Raw genomic sequence first — 17,140 nt, forward strand, 5'->3', positions numbered from 1 at the left:
CTCACCATGGGGGATGTGATCAGCGAGTGGGCTATAAATTGTTGTGTCTAGAAAATAATCGACATTGTGGTTGAAAAGTAGTCATAACTGCCGAGAAAGCCATCGAATGATTCAAGGTGTGAATTCACATAGTAAATAGTGACATTATGCTTGATAGAATTATTTTTATAATATGATGTTTTATTTTTTTTAAAACAATAATGTGTGCCGAACGAAGTTGGCGATGAGCGTGGTATGCGTCACTGGTGATGCGGCGCATGGCTTTAAAGGTTTTTTCAGTCGCTGTGTTCTGGCCGGTACACTGACGGCGCTCTCGGAGTCAAACCTGAAAGGGCAGCGTGCTTGTTGTACAGGTATCGATTAAGGCTTTTAACTGATGTAGTCCTTCCCGGAAACGCGCTTCTGAGTGAATTGACATCAGCGACAGACGGATATGATTGGTGGGCTGACGGACAGCAAAATAACTACCGCTACTGACTAAGAGATGCCGCTTGGCTGCTTCCAGGGTAAAGCGTTCTGGTTGCCAGTGCGGTGGCAGTTTCAACCAGATATGGTAACCAGACAAGTGTGGTGTTTCCGGACCGATAATTTCCTGAACGATCTGTTGGCGCTGTTGGGCAAGTTGTTGTTGGCGCTGAGCCAATTCAAAAGCCATACCGGATGAGACTAACTCAGATGCCACCTCATAGTTAAAGGGCGAAGAAAGCCAGATATTTGCGCGGATATGGGCATTGATGGTGCTGACCTGCCCATCCGGTGCCTTGATAAACCCGCACCGTAAGGCCGGACTGATGGCTTTGGATAAACTGGTGACGTGGAATCCCTGTTCAGGAAGCCAGTTACAAATGGCTGGAATGGGCTCGGCATTGAGAAAGCCATAAATGTCATCTTCAATGAGCCAAGTCTGCGAATCGCGGATCAGTTGGGCAATGATCTCTCGTCGTGCCGCAGGCATACTGACGCCGGTAGGGTTTTGGTGTGACGGTACGACAACCACGAGTTTGGGCTTTGCGGTTTGCAGCACTTGCTGCAAACTATCGGGTGTGATGCCATGTGCATCCATCTCGATCCCGACCACTTCCCGTCGCATCAGACTGGCGATGGCAAGAATTCCCGGATACGTCAGTGACTCAACTGCAATGGTATCTCCCGGTTTGGTCAGAGCTTCGATCAGCAAGGCCAGCGCATTTTGGGCGCCATCGGTTAAGAGTGTATTCTCCAGCGTTCCTCCGGCGAGCCCGTAGCGGGCAGCCCATTCCACACCGACTTGCCGGTGCTGCTGGTGGCCCGAATACTCGGCATAGCCAATCAGTTGCGGGGTGATTTGGGTTGCCGCTTTTTGAAATGCATTTTGCAGGGCAACGATGTTATGGCTCAGGCAGGGCTGAAGAATCGAAAAATTGAATTCAGTTTCATCTTCCGAGGCATGAATCACCCGAGATAAATGAGATTCACCGCAGACAAAAGTGCCGCGGCCAACAAAAGACTCGACACGATTTTGCTCGGCCAATAACTTATAAGCCTTTGCAACGGTCACTGGTGTGGTATTCAGCTCATCGGCCAGTACCCTGTGAGGGGGAAGTTGCGAATTGGGTGGATAATAGCCCTCGGTGATTCTTGAGATAATCGTCTGGGCTATCTGTTTAAACTTGGCCTCACTCACAACGTACCTATTTTCTATGCTTAGTTTCTGTGGCTTAGTGTACTGGACTCTTCGGGGGATGAAAATATGATGCGTGTTGATAAGACATAAACGTTAACAATTCTTTTCGGCCTTCGTCGAGAAATGGTGATACATTAAAATCAGAGGAATCGTATCAGATGAACCGAGGTGATGCGTGCAGGAAAGTGAAAAGATTTTAGTCGTCGATGATGATGCCCGGCTTCGTTCGTTGCTGGAGCGTTATCTTTCAGATCAGGGTTATCATGTCCGGAGTGTTGCCAATAGTGAGCAAATGGATCGCTTGTTGGCCCGTGAGAATTTTCATCTCATGGTGTTGGATCTGATGTTGCCCGGGGAAGATGGATTATCGATATGTCGTCGTCTGCGTGAATCGAATAATCAGTTACCTATATTGATGCTGACGGCAAAAGGGGATGAAGAAGATCGGATCACCGGTCTGGAACAAGGTGCCGATGATTATCTGCCCAAGCCATTCAATCCCCGTGAGTTACTGGCACGGATCAAAGCGGTTTTACGCCGTCAGGTCAATGAACTGCCCGGTGCACCGAGTGCTGAAGAAACCCTCATTGAATTCGGTGAGTTCCGGCTCAATCTTGGGACACGGGAGATGTTCCGCGGGGATGAGGTGATGCCACTGACTTCCGGTGAATTTGCAGTTCTGAAAGTCTTGGTATCCAACCCGCGTGAGCCCATGTCGCGCGACAAACTGATGAATATGGCAAGAGGGCGAGAATATTCCGCAATGGAGCGTTCTATCGATGTGCAAATTTCCCGTTTGCGTCGAATGCTTGAAATTGATCCGGCAAAACCCCGTTATATTCAGACCGTCTGGGGATTAGGATATGTTTTTGTTCCCGATGGCCGGCTCAATTAACCCTCTCAGCGTTAACCCTCTCAGCGTTAACCCTCTCAACGCGATTTTTTACATCGGTTCGTCATTGATTTTGGCGAGCCGATGATGCAGGAGTCCCATAATGCGTGCCCGCAGCGCTTTTAGCCAAACCATTTTACTCTTTCTCGTCTTATTGGTTGCCAACCAGCTTTACTCTTACTACGCCGTTTTCCATTATGCGTTGCTGCCTAGCTTGCAGCAGTTTAATAAGATTTTAAGTCATGAAATCCACTTGATGTTAGATGATACGATGGATGAGCATCATGGTATCCCGTTGAATGCCCCGATGCGCCGTCAGGTGTTGGAGAAGTTGGGGGTAACCATTCATCCGTTGCACAGTCAGGCAGGCACGACTTATCAGCAAGCAACGTCGATTGATCTGATGAGTGAACAAATGAGCAAGGAGCTTGGCTCTCCGACTGATGTCCGAATGTCTCTTGAGGAAAAAAGTTATGTGCTGTGGATGAGAATCGATGCATTACCGGACGTTCTGCTGCGGATCCCACTCTCAGAATTACAAGAAGACGATTTCTTACCGTTGTTTTGGAATAGTTTGATGATGGCTTGCTTTATTCTGTTTGGCGGCTGGCTGTTCATCCGCTGGCAAAATCGCCCGTTGATTCGCTTAGAAAAAGCGGCGAAAGCCGTCGGAAAAGGAGAGATTCCGCCCCCGCTCGAAGCGAAAGGTTCCTCTGAAATCCGTTCAGTGACTTATGCTTTCAATCAGATGTCGAAAGGTATTCAGGCGCTGGAAGAAGACCGGGCGCTGTTGATGGCTGGGATTAGCCATGATTTACGCACGCCATTGACGCGTATTCGTTTGGCAACCGAGATGATGTCTGCCGATGATCGCTATCTGGCCGAAGGCATTATCAGCGATACTGAAGAGTGTAATGAAATTATCAGTCAGTTTATGGACTATCTGAAACCGGTCAATGCACAGACATTCCGGCCTGTCGAAATAAATGACTTGATACTCGAAGTGGCCCGTTCCGGAGAGCGAACGGTGGCGGTAGAAACAGAACTTGCGACGGGATTGAAACCTGCGTTTGGGCATGCGATTGCAATCAAGCGTGCCCTGACGAACTTGATTGTCAATGCCAGCCGTTATGGGCACGGTTGGATCAAAGTGAGCTCCGGCATGACGGCTGATAACCGATTAGTGTGGATCTGCGTGGAAGATAATGGTCCCGGTATTATAGAGGCGCAAATGGAAAAAGTATTTGAACCGTTTACCCGGGGAGATGCCGCGCGGGGCAGTGAAGGCTCCGGGCTTGGTTTGGCCATTGTGAAACGGATTGTTAGTCAGCATCAAGGACGAGTATCGATGAATAATCGTTCGGATGGCGGGCTGAAGGTGCAGATCAGCTTCCCGGTAAGCGGGAAGCTGAAACATACCTGATAGGCTCTGTGACGCTTAGGCTTCTTTCACCGCTTTGCGGGTCAAGAAGATCAGTGGCACTAAAGCCGCAAACAGCAGGGTCAGAATCGAAAACAGATCGATGGTTGACATCATAAACGACTGAGAGGTGATGATGCCATTCCACTGTGCCAGAAAGCTCACCGGGTCGCCGTGCTGTAACGATGGCGCAATTTGTGGGTTATAAGGTGAGATTTGCTCGGCCATGATGGAATGGTGTACACCGGCATTTCTCGACCAAATCCAACTGGTGAGTGATGATGCGAAGCTCGCACCGATCGTGCGGATAAATGTGGACAGGGAAGTTGCATCCGCAATTTCCGGTCCATGCAGGTCGGAGAGCAAAATCGTCGTCATCGGCATAAAGAACAGCGAAATACCGATCCCCATGAATAACTGGACTAATGCAATGGTGGCAAAGTCCACATCACTGTTAAACCGAGCCCGGGCATAGCAACTCAGACCGATGACTACAAAGGATAATGAAGCCAGTTTACGCATGTCGAGGTGGCTGCCGAAGCGCCCCAGAATCGGTGTCATGAAGAGTGGAATGATACCCATGGGTGCAGCTGCCAGCCCGGCCCAGAGTGCGGTGTAGTCCATCTGGCTTTGTAACCACTGTGGCAAGATCAGATTGATACTGAAAAAGCCGGCAAACCCTAAGGTCAGGATGATTGTTCCGATACAGAAATTGCGATTGGCAAACAGACGCAAATTAATGATTGGATTTTCATCGGTCAATTCCCAAATCACCATAAAAATCAGCATGATCACTGAGAAAACAGCGCCGCCGACAATCCAGTTATTGGCGAACCAGTCCAGCTCATTCCCTTTATCGAGCACAATTTGCAGCGCGCCAACTCCTAAAGCCATGGTCGCTAAACCAACGATGTCCAGTTTGGTTTTCATGGGTTGATGCGGGCGATCTTTCAATTGACTGAGAATGACTGTGACCGAAAATATACCAATCGGAATATTAATGAAGAAAATCCAGGGCCAGCTATAGTCATAGGTTAACCAGCCTCCGAGAATCGGCCCGACTATCGGACCAACCACGGCAACCATCCCGATCAGCGCCAGTGCCATACTGCGTTTTTCTTTCGGGAATACTGACATCAGCAGTACCTGACTCATCGGGAACAGCGGCGCAGCCGCAAGCCCCTGCAGGGTCCGGAAGATAACCAGTTCGCCCATGGTCTGGGAGATGCCACAAAGAAATGATGTCACACTGAAAGCAATGAGTGCACCGACATAAAGATGCACTTCACCGATACGGCGGCTTAACCAAGCTGTAATCGGCAAGCCGATAGCATTACTGACGGTAAATGACGTAATGACCCATGTGCCCTGATTGAGGCTGACGCCCATATTTCCCGCGATTGTCGGCAATGATACGTTCGCAATTGTGGTATCCAGCACTTGCATGAATACACCCAGCGCGATTGCGAACACACACAGTGCCATATTGGCGGGCTGAAATTCCTGAGATTGACTCATTTCGTCACCTCACCTGCTTACTGATTCGCGATGAATGGTTTGGTCGCAATATCATTTTCGGTAATGATCTGGTCGATCAGCTGATCAACACCCTTTAGGGACTGGTTATAGACGTTGGTCTGATAACGCGGTTTTTCCGGGGTGCTTTGTGAGAGTAACTGTCCGTTGGTATCCGAGATATCCACATTAACCTTCATCGATAAACCAATTCTGAGTGGGTGTTTCTGTACATCTTGTTCATCCAACTGGATACGAACAGGCAGACGCTGGACAACTTTGATCCAGTTACCAGTGGCATTCTGTGCGGGCAGAATCGAAAAAGCGCTGCCTGTTCCAATCCCCAGACTTTCGACAGTACCATGAAATACCACATCATCACCGTACAGATCAGATGTCAGAACAACCGGTTGTCCGATACGCATATCCGTCAACTGCGTTTCTTTGAAATTGGCATCAACCCAGACGCTCTCTAAAGGAACGACAGCCATCAAAATGGAGCTTTGATTGATCCGTTGTCCGACTTGTACATTACGTCGTGCAATATAACCTGAAACCGGAGCAACCAGCTGAGTCCGCTGCTCTTCCAGATAGGTTTGTTTCACTTTTGCAATGGCAGTCTTGACTAAAGGATGAGTTTCTACCGTGGTATTGTGGATCATCGCCTGCTGAGATTTGAGTTGTTGCTCAGCAACGGCCAGTGCTTTCTCCGCAGAGTTCATCATATCTTGCGCGTGGCTGAGTTCTTCTTGAGACAACCCGCCGACTGCCACCATATTTTTACGTCGCTCAAAGTCTGTTTTGGCCTTATTCAAAGCGATTTTTCTTTCTTCTACAACGGCTTTGGCTTGTTGAACATTGTTAAATAAGCCCCGGACCTTGCGCACTGTCTGAGCAAGATTAGCGGTTGCATTCTCGAACGCTAGTTTGGCATCGGCATCATCAAGACGAACTAACACCTGACCTTGTTTGACATAGTCGCCATCTTCGGCGGCGATCTGAGTGACCGTGCCGCTGATTTCTGGGGTGATCTGGACCAAGTTACCTTTGACATAAGCGTCTTCGGTCTCTTGATGACCAATCACATAGTGCATGTAATAAAATCCCGCTCCAGCGGCCGCAATCAGAATGACGATCAGCAAAATCGCTAAGCTTTTTTTGCGTTGCCCTTTGCGAGGTGAATCAACCGTTTCATTTGTATGATCTTGCATATTCATAAACCTTCATCATGATTAGTTTGCTGTGGTTGAGAGAGGAGCGCTTGGCGGTGCATCGTGGAAACCGCCTCCCAATGAACGAATTAAGTGGACTTGTTGTTCTTGTTGCTGGTTTTTCAACTGTGTGAATGATGATTCTGCCTGAATCAGTTGCTGTTCAGCCATCAGGACTTCAAGATGACTGCCCATGCCTGCTTCATAGCGTTTTTCTGTAATATGATAGCTTTTGTCGGCCAGACGCATACTTTGTCGGGCATCTTCGAGCTGTAATGCGATCGAGTTGATAATCAGAATGTTATCACTCACTTCGCCCAGCGCCTTGACTAATGTGTCATTGTAATGTGCGACGGCCCGATCATAGCCAGCGGTTTTCTCAATCAGATTGGCTTTTAAATCTTGGGTAAATAAAGGCAAGGAAATTGCCGGCCCGACTCGCCATGAACGACTGACATCCTCAAATACCGCATCGCCGAGCATGGCTTTAAAGCCAGCCCAGAAGCTTAAATTTACATTCGGATAAAAACGTGTTTTTGCAGCATCGATTTCTTTGCTCATGGCTTCTATTCGCCATTTGGCCGCGACAATATCAGGACGATGAGAGAGCAGGCTCGCCGGAAGATTTTGCGGGAGTGACAGTGCGGTCTCCATTTGTATGGAAGGGCGTTGAATCGTGGTCGCAATATCCGGCCCTTGTCCGATCAAGGTTGCCAGAGCATTTTTTAACTGGCTGATTGCCAGAGAACGCTTTTTCACAATTTGTCTGGCTGCTGCCGTGCTGCTTTGAGCCGTGTATAAGCGATCTTCTGAGGTTAAGCCATTCTTCAGCAGACGCTGAGTAATATCAACAATACGTTGAGTCCGTTGCAGATCTTGCCGGGCCAAATCTTGTAGTGCGTAAGCGTTGGATAACTGAATATAGGTCTGCACGATTGCACTGGAGAGTGTGATTCTCGCGGCTTGATGATCAATTTCGGCAGCAAGCTGATGATTAACTGAAGCTTCCCAGCGATCCCGGTTGCCCCCCCATAGATCGAATGCATAGCTTCCGGTCAGCCCAAGGGTATAAAGTGTGCCGTAACGATTGCCTTGCAGTGTGGAGTCTTCAGAGCGGGAAAGTCTGGATCGGGTGGCTCCGGCGGTTGCAGACAGGGTCGGATCAAACTGTGCGTTGGCAGCCATCACCATTGCTGATGCATTGACCAGATTCGCATCTGCCAACTGCATCGTCGGACTATGGTTAAGCGCCGTCTGGATCAGATGATCCAACTGCTCATCCCCCAAGGATTGCCACCAGGTTTGAGCAGGCCAATTGGCCGGTGACAGATGGGGATGATTCAATTGTTGACTGTGGGCTAGAATCGATTGTTTCGCGAGGTGATTATGGGGCTGAATGTGATTCGGTGCAGCACAGCCACATAAGAACAAGGCGATTGTCATGGACGAGTATTGCAGTAAATTTTTCATGCGTCACCTTCGATAAGCTCATCTTTACAATGGTCTGGCATGCCTGACCGGACAATTTTCTTCAGACATTGACGCAGTTGATTCAGTTCTTCTTTATTCAGAGCTTGGGTCAGCTCATCCAGAGAATTCATGGCGAGTGGTGTCGCACGTTGAACGACTTCGACCCCTTTGGGTGTTAAGGCAACACGTATTGAGCGGCGATCATTGGGATCGGGCAAACGTTGAGTGAGTTCTTTTTTCTCCAGCCGATCAAGTGTCCGGGTAATCGCACTGTTATCCACATTTAAAGATTTACCGATGAGTGACGGGCGGTCACAGCCAAAGTGGTAGATTTTAAACAGTACTTTACACTGGGTTGATGTGATGTCTTCCGGCATTAAATGCGCATCAAGAATCCGGTCTTTGATTTGCACCGCTTTCGTTAACAGAAAACCGAGGTTTTCAAATATATAGTCTGGTGTTTTCTCTGTCATGACGCTGATGCCCTCTGTATTCATGTGATGTCAATCAATGTGGGTGACGATCATTTCAATGACAGATATTATTTACTTGCCTTATCATTTATTGTCATATCATTAATTGACTATGCAATTATTATTGAATGCGTTTTGAACGAAGTCAACCGAAAAGATCATGGTTCTCGGAGAATCAACGGCAACACATCAATCTCGATAAGCAATCATTGATGAAAATGAAGAGGGTGGCATGACGCCCATGAATGAGCGGCTGATATCGGGCGATTTTATCGGGTTGTCAATCGTCTGATATAAGAGAACTATACCTTCATAAGAGAACTATGCCTTTGCATAAACATCCCGTTCACCAAGCCAGCGCTCAATGATTGCGGTCGCATGATCTGGGTAACGTTCGTGAATATGTCGGGCGATGCGTTGTACTTCAGGAATGAGTTGTTGGTCCCGTACCAGATCTGCAATCTTAAAATCAGCAAGTCCGGTCTGTTTGGTGCCGAGAAGCTCTCCGGGACCACGGATTTCCAGATCGCGCTGAGCAATGATAAATCCGTCGTTACTCTCGCGCATCACGCCTAAGCGCTTCTGAGCGGTCTTTGAAAGCGGAGGACGATAGAGCAGGACGCAGTGACTGGCGACAGATCCACGGCCGACTCGGCCTCTCAGCTGGTGGAGCTGGGCTAAACCGAGTCGTTCCGGATTTTCGATGATCATCAGGCTCGCATTCGGTACATCAACCCCCACTTCAATCACGGTTGTTGCTACCAGCAGATGAAGCTGATTGTCTTTGAAATCTTGCATCACTTGTTGTTTTTCTGCCGATTTCATACGCCCGTGTACCAGACCAATCCGAACGCCTGGTAATTGTTGTTGAAGTAACTGGCTGACCTCCTCGGCTGCCTGTGCTTCAAGAATTTCAGATTCATCAATGAGGGTGCAGACCCAGTAAGCTTGTTTGCCTTCGGTCAGACAAGCGTGCCGAACCCGTTCAACGACATCATCTCGTTTGGTATCCGGGATAGCGACCGTTTGAATTGGCGTACGGCCCGGTGGCAGCTCATCGATGACGGATGTTTCCAGATCGGCGTAGGCGGTCATCGCCAGTGTGCGCGGAATCGGCGTGGCAGTCATAATCAGCTGATGTGGAAAACAACCTTGTTTTGCCCCTTTTTCTCGCAGCTCCAGACGTTGATGCACACCAAATCGGTGCTGTTCGTCAATGATAATCAGGGCGAGGTGATGGAATTTGACTTGTTCCTGAAACAAGGCATGAGTCCCGATCACCATGTGAGTGGCCCCGGATGCAATATCAGCCAAAGCTTGCTCTTTTGCCTTGCCTTTCAGTTTTCCGGCCAGCCAGCCAACCTGTAATCCCATACTGGCGAACCAGTTGTTAAAATTGAGAGTATGTTGCTCCGCCAACAGCTCTGTAGGAGCCATCAGGGCAACTTGGTAGCCGTGTGCAATTGCCCGAAGTGCTGCCATCGCCGCGACCAGTGTTTTCCCTGACCCGACGTCTCCCTGTACTAAACGCATCATCGGGTGGTTCTTTGCCAGATCCGTTTCGATTTCCTGAACTACCCGCGCTTGTGCGCCGGTTGGCTGGAAAGGCAGTTGTGACAGAAACTGTTGCTTATATTGGTCGGTATGCGGTAGTGGTAATGCCGAGTCTTGTTGACCACGGTGTCGAACTGCCAGCATCGATAGATTTTGTGCGAGCAACTCTTCCATAATAAGACGCAGCTGTGCCGGGTGACGACCCTGATCAAATAATTCAAGCTCGATATCTGCTGCAGGCCGATGAATCGTGTGTAGTGCCTGAGACAGAGAGATTTGATGATGATACAACCCTTCGGGCAACAGTTCTTGTACGGCCGCTTTATCAAGGAGGGCAAGGGCTTGATCGGTTAGTTGACGGAGTGTGAGTTGTCGGAGGCCATCCGTTGTTGGGTAAACCGGTGTCAGGCTGGCTTCTGTATCGATCGGTTGTTGTGGCGTGTAAAACTTATACTCCGGATGAATAATCTCAAGACCGGCGCTGCCACGTTTAATTTCTCCGTATGCATGAACAAATTTACCTTCAGTGAAGTTATTTTTCATAGCAGCGGTGAAATTGAAAAAGCGTAGTGTCAGTGAACCGTGTCCGTCGCTAATTTTGACTGTCAGCATCTTCTTTCGGCCGAAAACGGTACTCGTTTGCATCACTTCACCCTGAGTGGCACACCACAATCCGGGATGAAGCTGAGCGATTGGGTAAACCCGGGTTCTGTCTTCATAGCGCAGGGGGAGGTGAAACAGCAGATCTTGTACGGTGTTCAAACCGATCCGGCTGAGTTTTTCAGCGACTTTGGCTCCGACGCCTGACAGTGATGTTAACGGAATAGCTGAAAGCAATTGCGACATGATCGGTTATGTATAATGCATTGAGTTAGCAAATATTCAACCATTGAACTGTTTTTTTGTACAGGTTTTTTATGCTTTTATTTTAAGGTGGGTCGCATTGTGGGGCTCTCATCCGCAGAGTCGTCGTCGATAAACGGCGCGGAAAAGAACGAAGACCAGATATCTCTGTTGCTATCTGGTCATACGCTTTGAAAATCGATTAGCTGCGTTTACGCCGGACTTTCAGTGCATGAGGCATGACACGGATTTTTCGCATGATCCCGGCAAGGTGCACCCGATCTTTGGTTGTCAGCAAAACCGTGATGGTGTACAGACGTCCGTCTCTTTCTTCCGTTGAGATACCGTGAATATTGGAGCCTGTCTGGGAAATCACATTGGTCAGTTCCGCGAGTGCTCCCTGATGATTCTGCATGTCGATTTTCAGTTCAGTAATGAACTCTTGCTCATAGTCATTTGACCACTCGACAGCCATATACCGTTCGGGTTCACGTTGATAACCCCGGACGTTAGCACAGGTTTCACGGTGGACAACCAGACCTTTCCCCGGAGAAATATGCGCCACAATATGATCATCGGGAATCGGATGACAGCAGTTGGCAAAATTCAGCAAAATACCTTCAGCCCCGCGGATCGGCAGTTTGCGTTTCGGTCTGTTGTTCTCATTGACCGTCATGCCATCGGTATTGCCTAATAGGCGTCGGGCAATCACGATACTCATCAGTTCACCTAAACCAATGGCGGCCAGCATATCGTCCAGTTGTTCCATTTTCAGTTCGGTGAGAACTTTCTGGATACTGTCTGGATCAATACTGGTAATGGTTTGTTCACCCAAAGCATGGTTGAGCAAGCGGCGTCCCAAAGTGATTGATTCTTCCCGGCGCATGGTTTTTAGGACCTGACGAATTTTCGTCCGGGCCCGGGAGGTGACTACATAATTGAGCCATGCAGCGTTTGGACGTGCACCCGGCGCGCTGATGATTTCTACGGTTTGTCCATTCTTTAACGATTTACTGAGCGGGTATGGGTTCCGGTCAACCCGGGCTCCGACACAGGTATTGCCGACATCGGTATGCACTGCATAGGCAAAATCAACGGCGGTTGCGTCTGCCGGGAGTTCCACAATTCGCCCTTTCGGCGTAAAGACATAAATCTCATCAGGGAATAAATCAGATTTGACGTTTTCAATGAATTCAAATGAATTACCAGCGCTTTGCTGTAGTTCTAACAGACTTTGCATCCACCGCTGTGCTTTCACTTGTGCGGTGGTGCCGGTACGCTCACCATTGCCTTTGTAAGACCAATGAGCGGCCACACCTTTATCGGCCATCTGATCCATATCATCCGTGCGAATCTGAACTTCCACCGGGACACCATGCGGACCAACCATGGATGTATGAATTGACTGATAGCCATTGGCTTTTGGGACGGCGATATAATCTTTGATACGTCCCGGCCGGGGTTTGTACAGACTGTGTACCTGACCCAAGACCCGATAACATGTATCAGCGGTGTCCACGATAATCCGAAAAGCGTAAATATCCATAATGCTATGGAAGCGCTGTTCTTTGGTTTTCATCTTGTTATAGATAGAAAACAGATTTTTCTCACGTCCCAGCACTTGGGCATTGAGCCCCATATCTTTTAAGCGGCCTTCGATTTCTGTGTGGATACGTTGGATCATCTCTTTACGGTTGCCCCGTGCTGATTTAACAACATTTTTCAGCACACGGTAGCGATTGGGATAAAGGGCCTCAAAGCCAAGCTCTTCCAGCTCGACTTTGATATTGTGAATCCCGAGACGATGGGCAAGCGGCGCATAGATTTCGAGTGTTTCTCTGGCTATTCGGCGCTTTTTGTCCGGCCGAAGCGCACCAAGCGTTCGCATGTTATGGGTGCGATCTGACAGTTTGATCAGAATGACCCGGATGTCCTGAACCATCGCCAGAACCATCTTGCGGAAGTTTTCCGCTTGGGCTTCTTTACGATCGCGAAACTTTAATTTGTCGAGTTTTGAGACGCCATCAACCAGTTCAGCGACCGCGGTGCCGAATTTGGTTTCTAACTCTTCTTTGGTGACTTCTGTATCTTCGATAACATCGTGGAGAAGGGCTGCTTGCAGGGTTTCCAAATCCAACCGCATCTCTGCCAGAATACGGGCAACAGCGACCGGATGGATAATGTAAGGTTCTCCGCTGGAACGTGTCTGACCCTCGTGCGCATCTCTTGCGACGACATAAGAGTGACGCAGAGCCTCAATTTGAGGCTCTGTCAGATATTCCTGGGCAACGGCTTTGAGGCTATCGAATAGATACAAATTTTAGGCCCGTCTGTTGTGTTACCTGCAAAAATTAACGGTTATGAGCAATACTGCTCACGGCTGCCAATTCTGCGGCTTCTTGTTCTTGTTGCTCTTGACGCTCACGAGCATCAAGCACGTCTTTTGTAATCAGACCGTCTTCAATCTCGCGCAGGGCGATAACGGTCGCTTTATCGTTTTCTTCTGGCACCAATGGATCTTTTCCACCTGTTTGCATTTGACGAGCGCGGCGGGCCGCAATAAGAACCAAATCGAAACGGTTACCAACTTTTTCAACTGCGTCTTGAACAGTTACGCGTGCCATGAGAACTCCAACTTGTTAATAAAAATCTATAAATGACCAGAAATTATACAACCGAACCAAGTGAATTGTAAACTTCATGGGGTATCTCGTCGGGTTTTATTGTCTCGTGATTCCCGGGGACAACAATTCCGACAACATATTGCTATATTTAGCAGCTTGCTTGTCTTGCTTCAATCTTTCTGCGCGAATGATCGCTTTAAAATCCATTAATGCGGCGTCAAAGTCATCATTGATGATGAGATAGTCATACTCAGCATAGTGAGACGTCTCTGATTGCGCTTCACTCATTCTTTGCTCAATGACGGTTTGATTATCCTGGCCGCGGGCATTCAGGCGTCGTTCCAACTCTTCTTTTGACGGGGGAAGAATAAAAATGCTGCGGGCTGCCGGCATTTGTTGCCGAATTTGCCGCGCCCCTTGCCAGTCAATATCAAGAAAGATGTCGATCCCTTTCTTGAGTGTTTCTTCGATCCAGACCTGAGAAGTGCCGTAATAGTTACCGAAGACCTCGGCATATTCGAGAAATTCACCTTTGGCAATCAGGGCTTCAAAATGGGCTTTATCGACAAAATGATAATGGATGCCATCCTGCTCACCGGGTCGGGGAGTCCGGGTGGTGTGCGATACGGAAACTTTCATGGCATAGGTCGGGTTCTTTTCTAATAAGGCCGCAATGAGGCTGGATTTTCCTGCACCACTGGGGGCTGAAACGATGTAAAGCGTACCTTGACCCATCATGTCTATTTCACTCTCACTATCAGTTAATGCGTGATCACCAAGCGGGATGCTCAGGATCAGTTGAACCCATGCGACTCATTTTAAACCGATCATGAGAAGAATACCGAGATTTATTTTGAGCTGAAACATAGGTAAAAAATGGAGGCGAAGGGTATCACAAACTATTCTTGTCGCTCAAGTCCGTGCTAATGGCGTTTGGTTGATTATTCTGAGTGAAACAGTAGGATAAAGCAGAATAATGTGTAAAATCCCCCTTTCCATCACAGTCTATCGTAGTTTGCTATTGATTAATGTGATAATGTCGCGCGAGTCTGTGTAGCACAAACTATACAATAAACAAGGTCTATTGTTCCATTTGAATAGACCGATTAAAGACGCAGTCATAGACGATAATACGGGCGATGTCATCTATAAAAAACAATGAGGAACATCATGAAAAAAATGAAGTTGACCACCAAAATCTTCATTGGTCTTACTGCCGGGGTCGTAGTCGGATTGCTTCTGCAAGGGGCGCCGGATATTGCGAATACTTATATTAAACCCATCGGAACTTTATTCATCAACTTGATTAAAATGCTAATCGTCCCTTTAGTATTTTCATCGTTAATCGTGGGTGCCGCCAGTATCGGCGATATTAAAACTTTAGGTCGAATCGGAGGAAAAACACTTAGTTACTACTTGTTAACAACAGCTTTTGCTGTGGCGATTGGTCTATTTTTAGCAACTATCTTTACACCGGGTGCCGGTTTGAGTATTCCGGTGAGTGGCACAAGTAAAGCGGTAGCAAGTGTCAGTCTGGTGGATACATTTTTAAATATTATCCCGAAAAACCCGCTGAAAGGACTGATTGAAGGCAATATGCTTCAGATTATTGCTTTCGCTTTATTTCTCGGTATGGGCGCGACGTCTCTACCGGAAAAGAAAGCCCAGCCATTTATTTCGTTTTTCGAAAGCGTGGCTGAAATTATGTACAAAATTACCGGCTTTATTATGTCATTAGCACCTTATGGTGTGTTTGGCCTGATTGTTCCTGTTGTCGCTTCAAATGGTGCGGCCGTCCTGATTCCGCTGATTAAAGTGATTGCTGCGGTATATGTCGGTTGTATTATCCAGATGGTGCTGGTCTATGCATTCACTGTCAAAGGGTTTGCAGGTATTTCACCGGTGCGGTTTATGAAAGGCATTCTCCCTGCTGCTGCGACTGCATTTAGTACGTCCAGCAGTTCCGGTACTTTGCCTGTCAGTATCCGGACAATTAAGGAAAACTTTGGTGTATCTGACAAGATCGCAAGTTTTGTCTTACCTTTAGGGGCGACCATCAACATGGGCGGGACATCTCTCTATCAGGGGGTTTGTGCACTCTTTATTGCTCAGGTTTATGGCATCGATTTAACCTTCGCACAAATGGGAACCATCATTCTGACGGCAACTTTAGGTGCGATTGGAACAGCCGGTGTTCCCGGTGGTGGCTTAATCATGTTATCGATTGTTTTAACGTCAGTGGGACTGCCGTTAGAAGGCTTAACTTTGATTGCGGGCATTGACCGGATCTTGGATATGGCAAGAACATCGATTAATGTCATTGGTGATCTGGCGGCATCGATTGTCGTTGGCGCTTCAGAAAAAGAAATACAGTATCCTCAAGGAAAAGAGCAAACATCTGAACAAGGAAGAGAACAAGAACGGGAAGTGGAATCAGCAACTTCACTTTCATAATCATCTTATCTCTGTCCCCTGCATAGACCTACCTGCGCAGGGGCTGATTGCTAAAGTCAAGACATCGCCCGTCTTTGGCTGCTTTTCGCCAACCATGTTTTCACCAATAATGTTCCGGCTTGTCCGTTAGGATGAGCCGGAGTATTTTCTCACGCACTTCGCTATGTCTTGCGTTTTTTACTGCATTGATCTCTCTTGCACTCATGGGATGTTGTTGTATAATCCGCCCTCTTTTTGAGCTGTTCAGTTCAATAAGAGCACAGAAGTGAGGCCATTGGCCTCAATGAACATATTTGTATTTGGGTTCCCTCACCCCAAACCAAAAGAAAAAGGTAGAACATGAGTCTCTTTACCATTGCACAGCAGCGCAAAGCGCTGAGTTTTCTCGTTTTATTTCACTTGCTGATCATTGCATCCAGTAATTATCTGGTACAAATCCCCTTTACGGTGATGGGTTATCACACCACTTGGGGCGCGTTTACATTTCCGTTTATTTTTCTCGCCACTGACCTCACCGTTAGAATCTTTGGTGCCAGACTGGCCCGACGCATTATCTTTTTAGTGATGCTCCCGGCTTTAGCCGTTTCATATCTCTTGTCGGTTTTGTTCTTTCAAGGACATTTTCAGGGAGTTCAGCACTTGGGGCAAATCAACTGGTTTGTCGCTCGGATTGCGATTGCCAGCTTTATGGCTTATCTGTTCGGGCAAGTGCTGGACGTTCAGGTTTTTAACCGTTTACGCCAACTTAAACAGTGGTGGATTGCACCAACCTGCTCGACATTATTTGGCAATGCACTTGATACGGTCGCCTTCTTTGGCATTGCTTTCTACCAAAGCCCCGATCCGTTTATGGCACAACATTGGCAGGAAATCGCGATGGTTGATTATGGCTTTAAATTGGTGATCAGCTTAGGGCTGTTTGTTCCGATGTACGGTGTGTTACTGAACTATCTGGTGAACCGTATTACCGCAATTAATCCCGATTTTTCACTGACGAGTGTAAAAGCTTAAAGTGCTGCGC

13 protein-coding genes are annotated in these 17,140 nt (G+C 47.8%); 4 read left to right on the forward strand and 9 right to left on the reverse strand.

Going from position 1 to position 17,140, the window contains the following annotated elements; genetic code table 11:
• Positions 1–319 precede the first annotated feature (319 nt).
• Complete coding sequence (locus OCV37_RS01050) at positions 320–1,663, reverse strand: aminotransferase-like domain-containing protein (protein WP_038178784.1); 1,344 nt, start codon at positions 1,661–1,663, stop codon at positions 320–322.
• A 175-nt stretch (positions 1,664–1,838) separates the two neighbouring features.
• On the opposite strand from OCV37_RS01050, the gene ompR reads away from it, so the two are divergent.
• Entirely contained in the window at positions 1,839–2,558 is a 720-nt protein-coding gene (gene ompR / locus OCV37_RS01055; RefSeq protein WP_038178781.1) for an osmolarity response regulator transcription factor OmpR, read from the forward strand.
• 100 nt (positions 2,559–2,658) lie between these two features.
• Positions 2,659–3,978: a two-component system sensor histidine kinase EnvZ gene (envZ, locus tag OCV37_RS01060; protein ID WP_038178779.1), complete on the forward strand. Its 1,320-nt coding sequence runs from the start codon at positions 2,659–2,661 to the stop codon at positions 3,976–3,978.
• A 15-nt stretch (positions 3,979–3,993) separates the two neighbouring features.
• On the opposite strand, the gene OCV37_RS01065 is transcribed toward envZ, so the two are convergent.
• The 8 genes from OCV37_RS01065 to gmk all read right to left on the reverse strand — a co-directional run bounded on the left by OCV37_RS01065 (position 3,994) and on the right by gmk (position 14,400).
• The gene (locus tag OCV37_RS01065) at positions 3,994–5,493 is read right to left on the reverse strand and encodes a DHA2 family efflux MFS transporter permease subunit (RefSeq protein ID WP_038178777.1); all 1,500 of its coding nucleotides are present in this window, start codon (positions 5,491–5,493) and stop codon (positions 3,994–3,996) included.
• A gap of 17 nt (positions 5,494–5,510) precedes the next feature.
• A complete protein-coding gene (locus OCV37_RS01070; protein WP_038178937.1) occupies positions 5,511–6,701 on the reverse strand; it encodes an HlyD family secretion protein in 1,191 nt (396 codons plus the stop codon).
• A 21-nt stretch (positions 6,702–6,722) separates the two neighbouring features.
• Positions 6,723–8,171: an efflux transporter outer membrane subunit gene (locus OCV37_RS01075; protein WP_038178776.1), complete on the reverse strand. Its 1,449-nt coding sequence runs from the start codon at positions 8,169–8,171 to the stop codon at positions 6,723–6,725.
• Positions 8,168–8,644 (reverse strand): MarR family winged helix-turn-helix transcriptional regulator, encoded by a 477-nt coding sequence (locus OCV37_RS01080; protein WP_169739347.1) that lies wholly within the window; start codon positions 8,642–8,644, stop codon positions 8,168–8,170. The genes OCV37_RS01075 and OCV37_RS01080 overlap by 4 nt, the downstream gene beginning before the upstream one ends.
• 321 nt (positions 8,645–8,965) lie before the next feature.
• The gene (gene recG, locus OCV37_RS01085; protein WP_038178775.1) at positions 8,966–11,044 is read right to left on the reverse strand and encodes an ATP-dependent DNA helicase RecG; all 2,079 of its coding nucleotides are present in this window, start codon (positions 11,042–11,044) and stop codon (positions 8,966–8,968) included.
• 199 nt (positions 11,045–11,243) lie between these two features.
• Positions 11,244–13,358, reverse strand: a complete 2,115-nt coding sequence (gene spoT / locus OCV37_RS01090; RefSeq protein WP_038178774.1) for a bifunctional GTP diphosphokinase/guanosine-3',5'-bis pyrophosphate 3'-pyrophosphohydrolase — start codon at positions 13,356–13,358, stop codon at positions 11,244–11,246.
• A gap of 34 nt (positions 13,359–13,392) precedes the next feature.
• Positions 13,393–13,665, reverse strand: coding sequence for a DNA-directed RNA polymerase subunit omega (rpoZ, locus tag OCV37_RS01095; protein ID WP_038178773.1), 273 nt, complete (start codon positions 13,663–13,665; stop codon positions 13,393–13,395).
• A 96-nt stretch (positions 13,666–13,761) separates the two neighbouring features.
• A complete protein-coding gene (gene gmk / locus OCV37_RS01100; protein ID WP_038178933.1) occupies positions 13,762–14,400 on the reverse strand; it encodes a guanylate kinase in 639 nt (212 codons plus the stop codon).
• A gap of 435 nt (positions 14,401–14,835) precedes the next feature.
• On the opposite strand from gmk, the gene OCV37_RS01105 reads away from it, so the two are divergent.
• Entirely contained in the window at positions 14,836–16,119 is a 1,284-nt protein-coding gene (locus OCV37_RS01105) for a dicarboxylate/amino acid:cation symporter (protein ID WP_169739346.1), read from the forward strand.
• 339 nt (positions 16,120–16,458) lie between these two features.
• Positions 16,459–17,130, forward strand: coding sequence for a 7-cyano-7-deazaguanine/7-aminomethyl-7-deazaguanine transporter (locus OCV37_RS01110; RefSeq protein ID WP_038178772.1), 672 nt, complete (start codon positions 16,459–16,461; stop codon positions 17,128–17,130).
• Positions 17,131–17,140 lie beyond the last annotated feature (10 nt).

Origin of the sequence: Vibrio rhizosphaerae (genome assembly GCF_024347095.1) — a bacterium.
GTDB classification, from domain to species: Bacteria; Pseudomonadota; Gammaproteobacteria; order Enterobacterales; family Vibrionaceae; genus Vibrio; species Vibrio rhizosphaerae.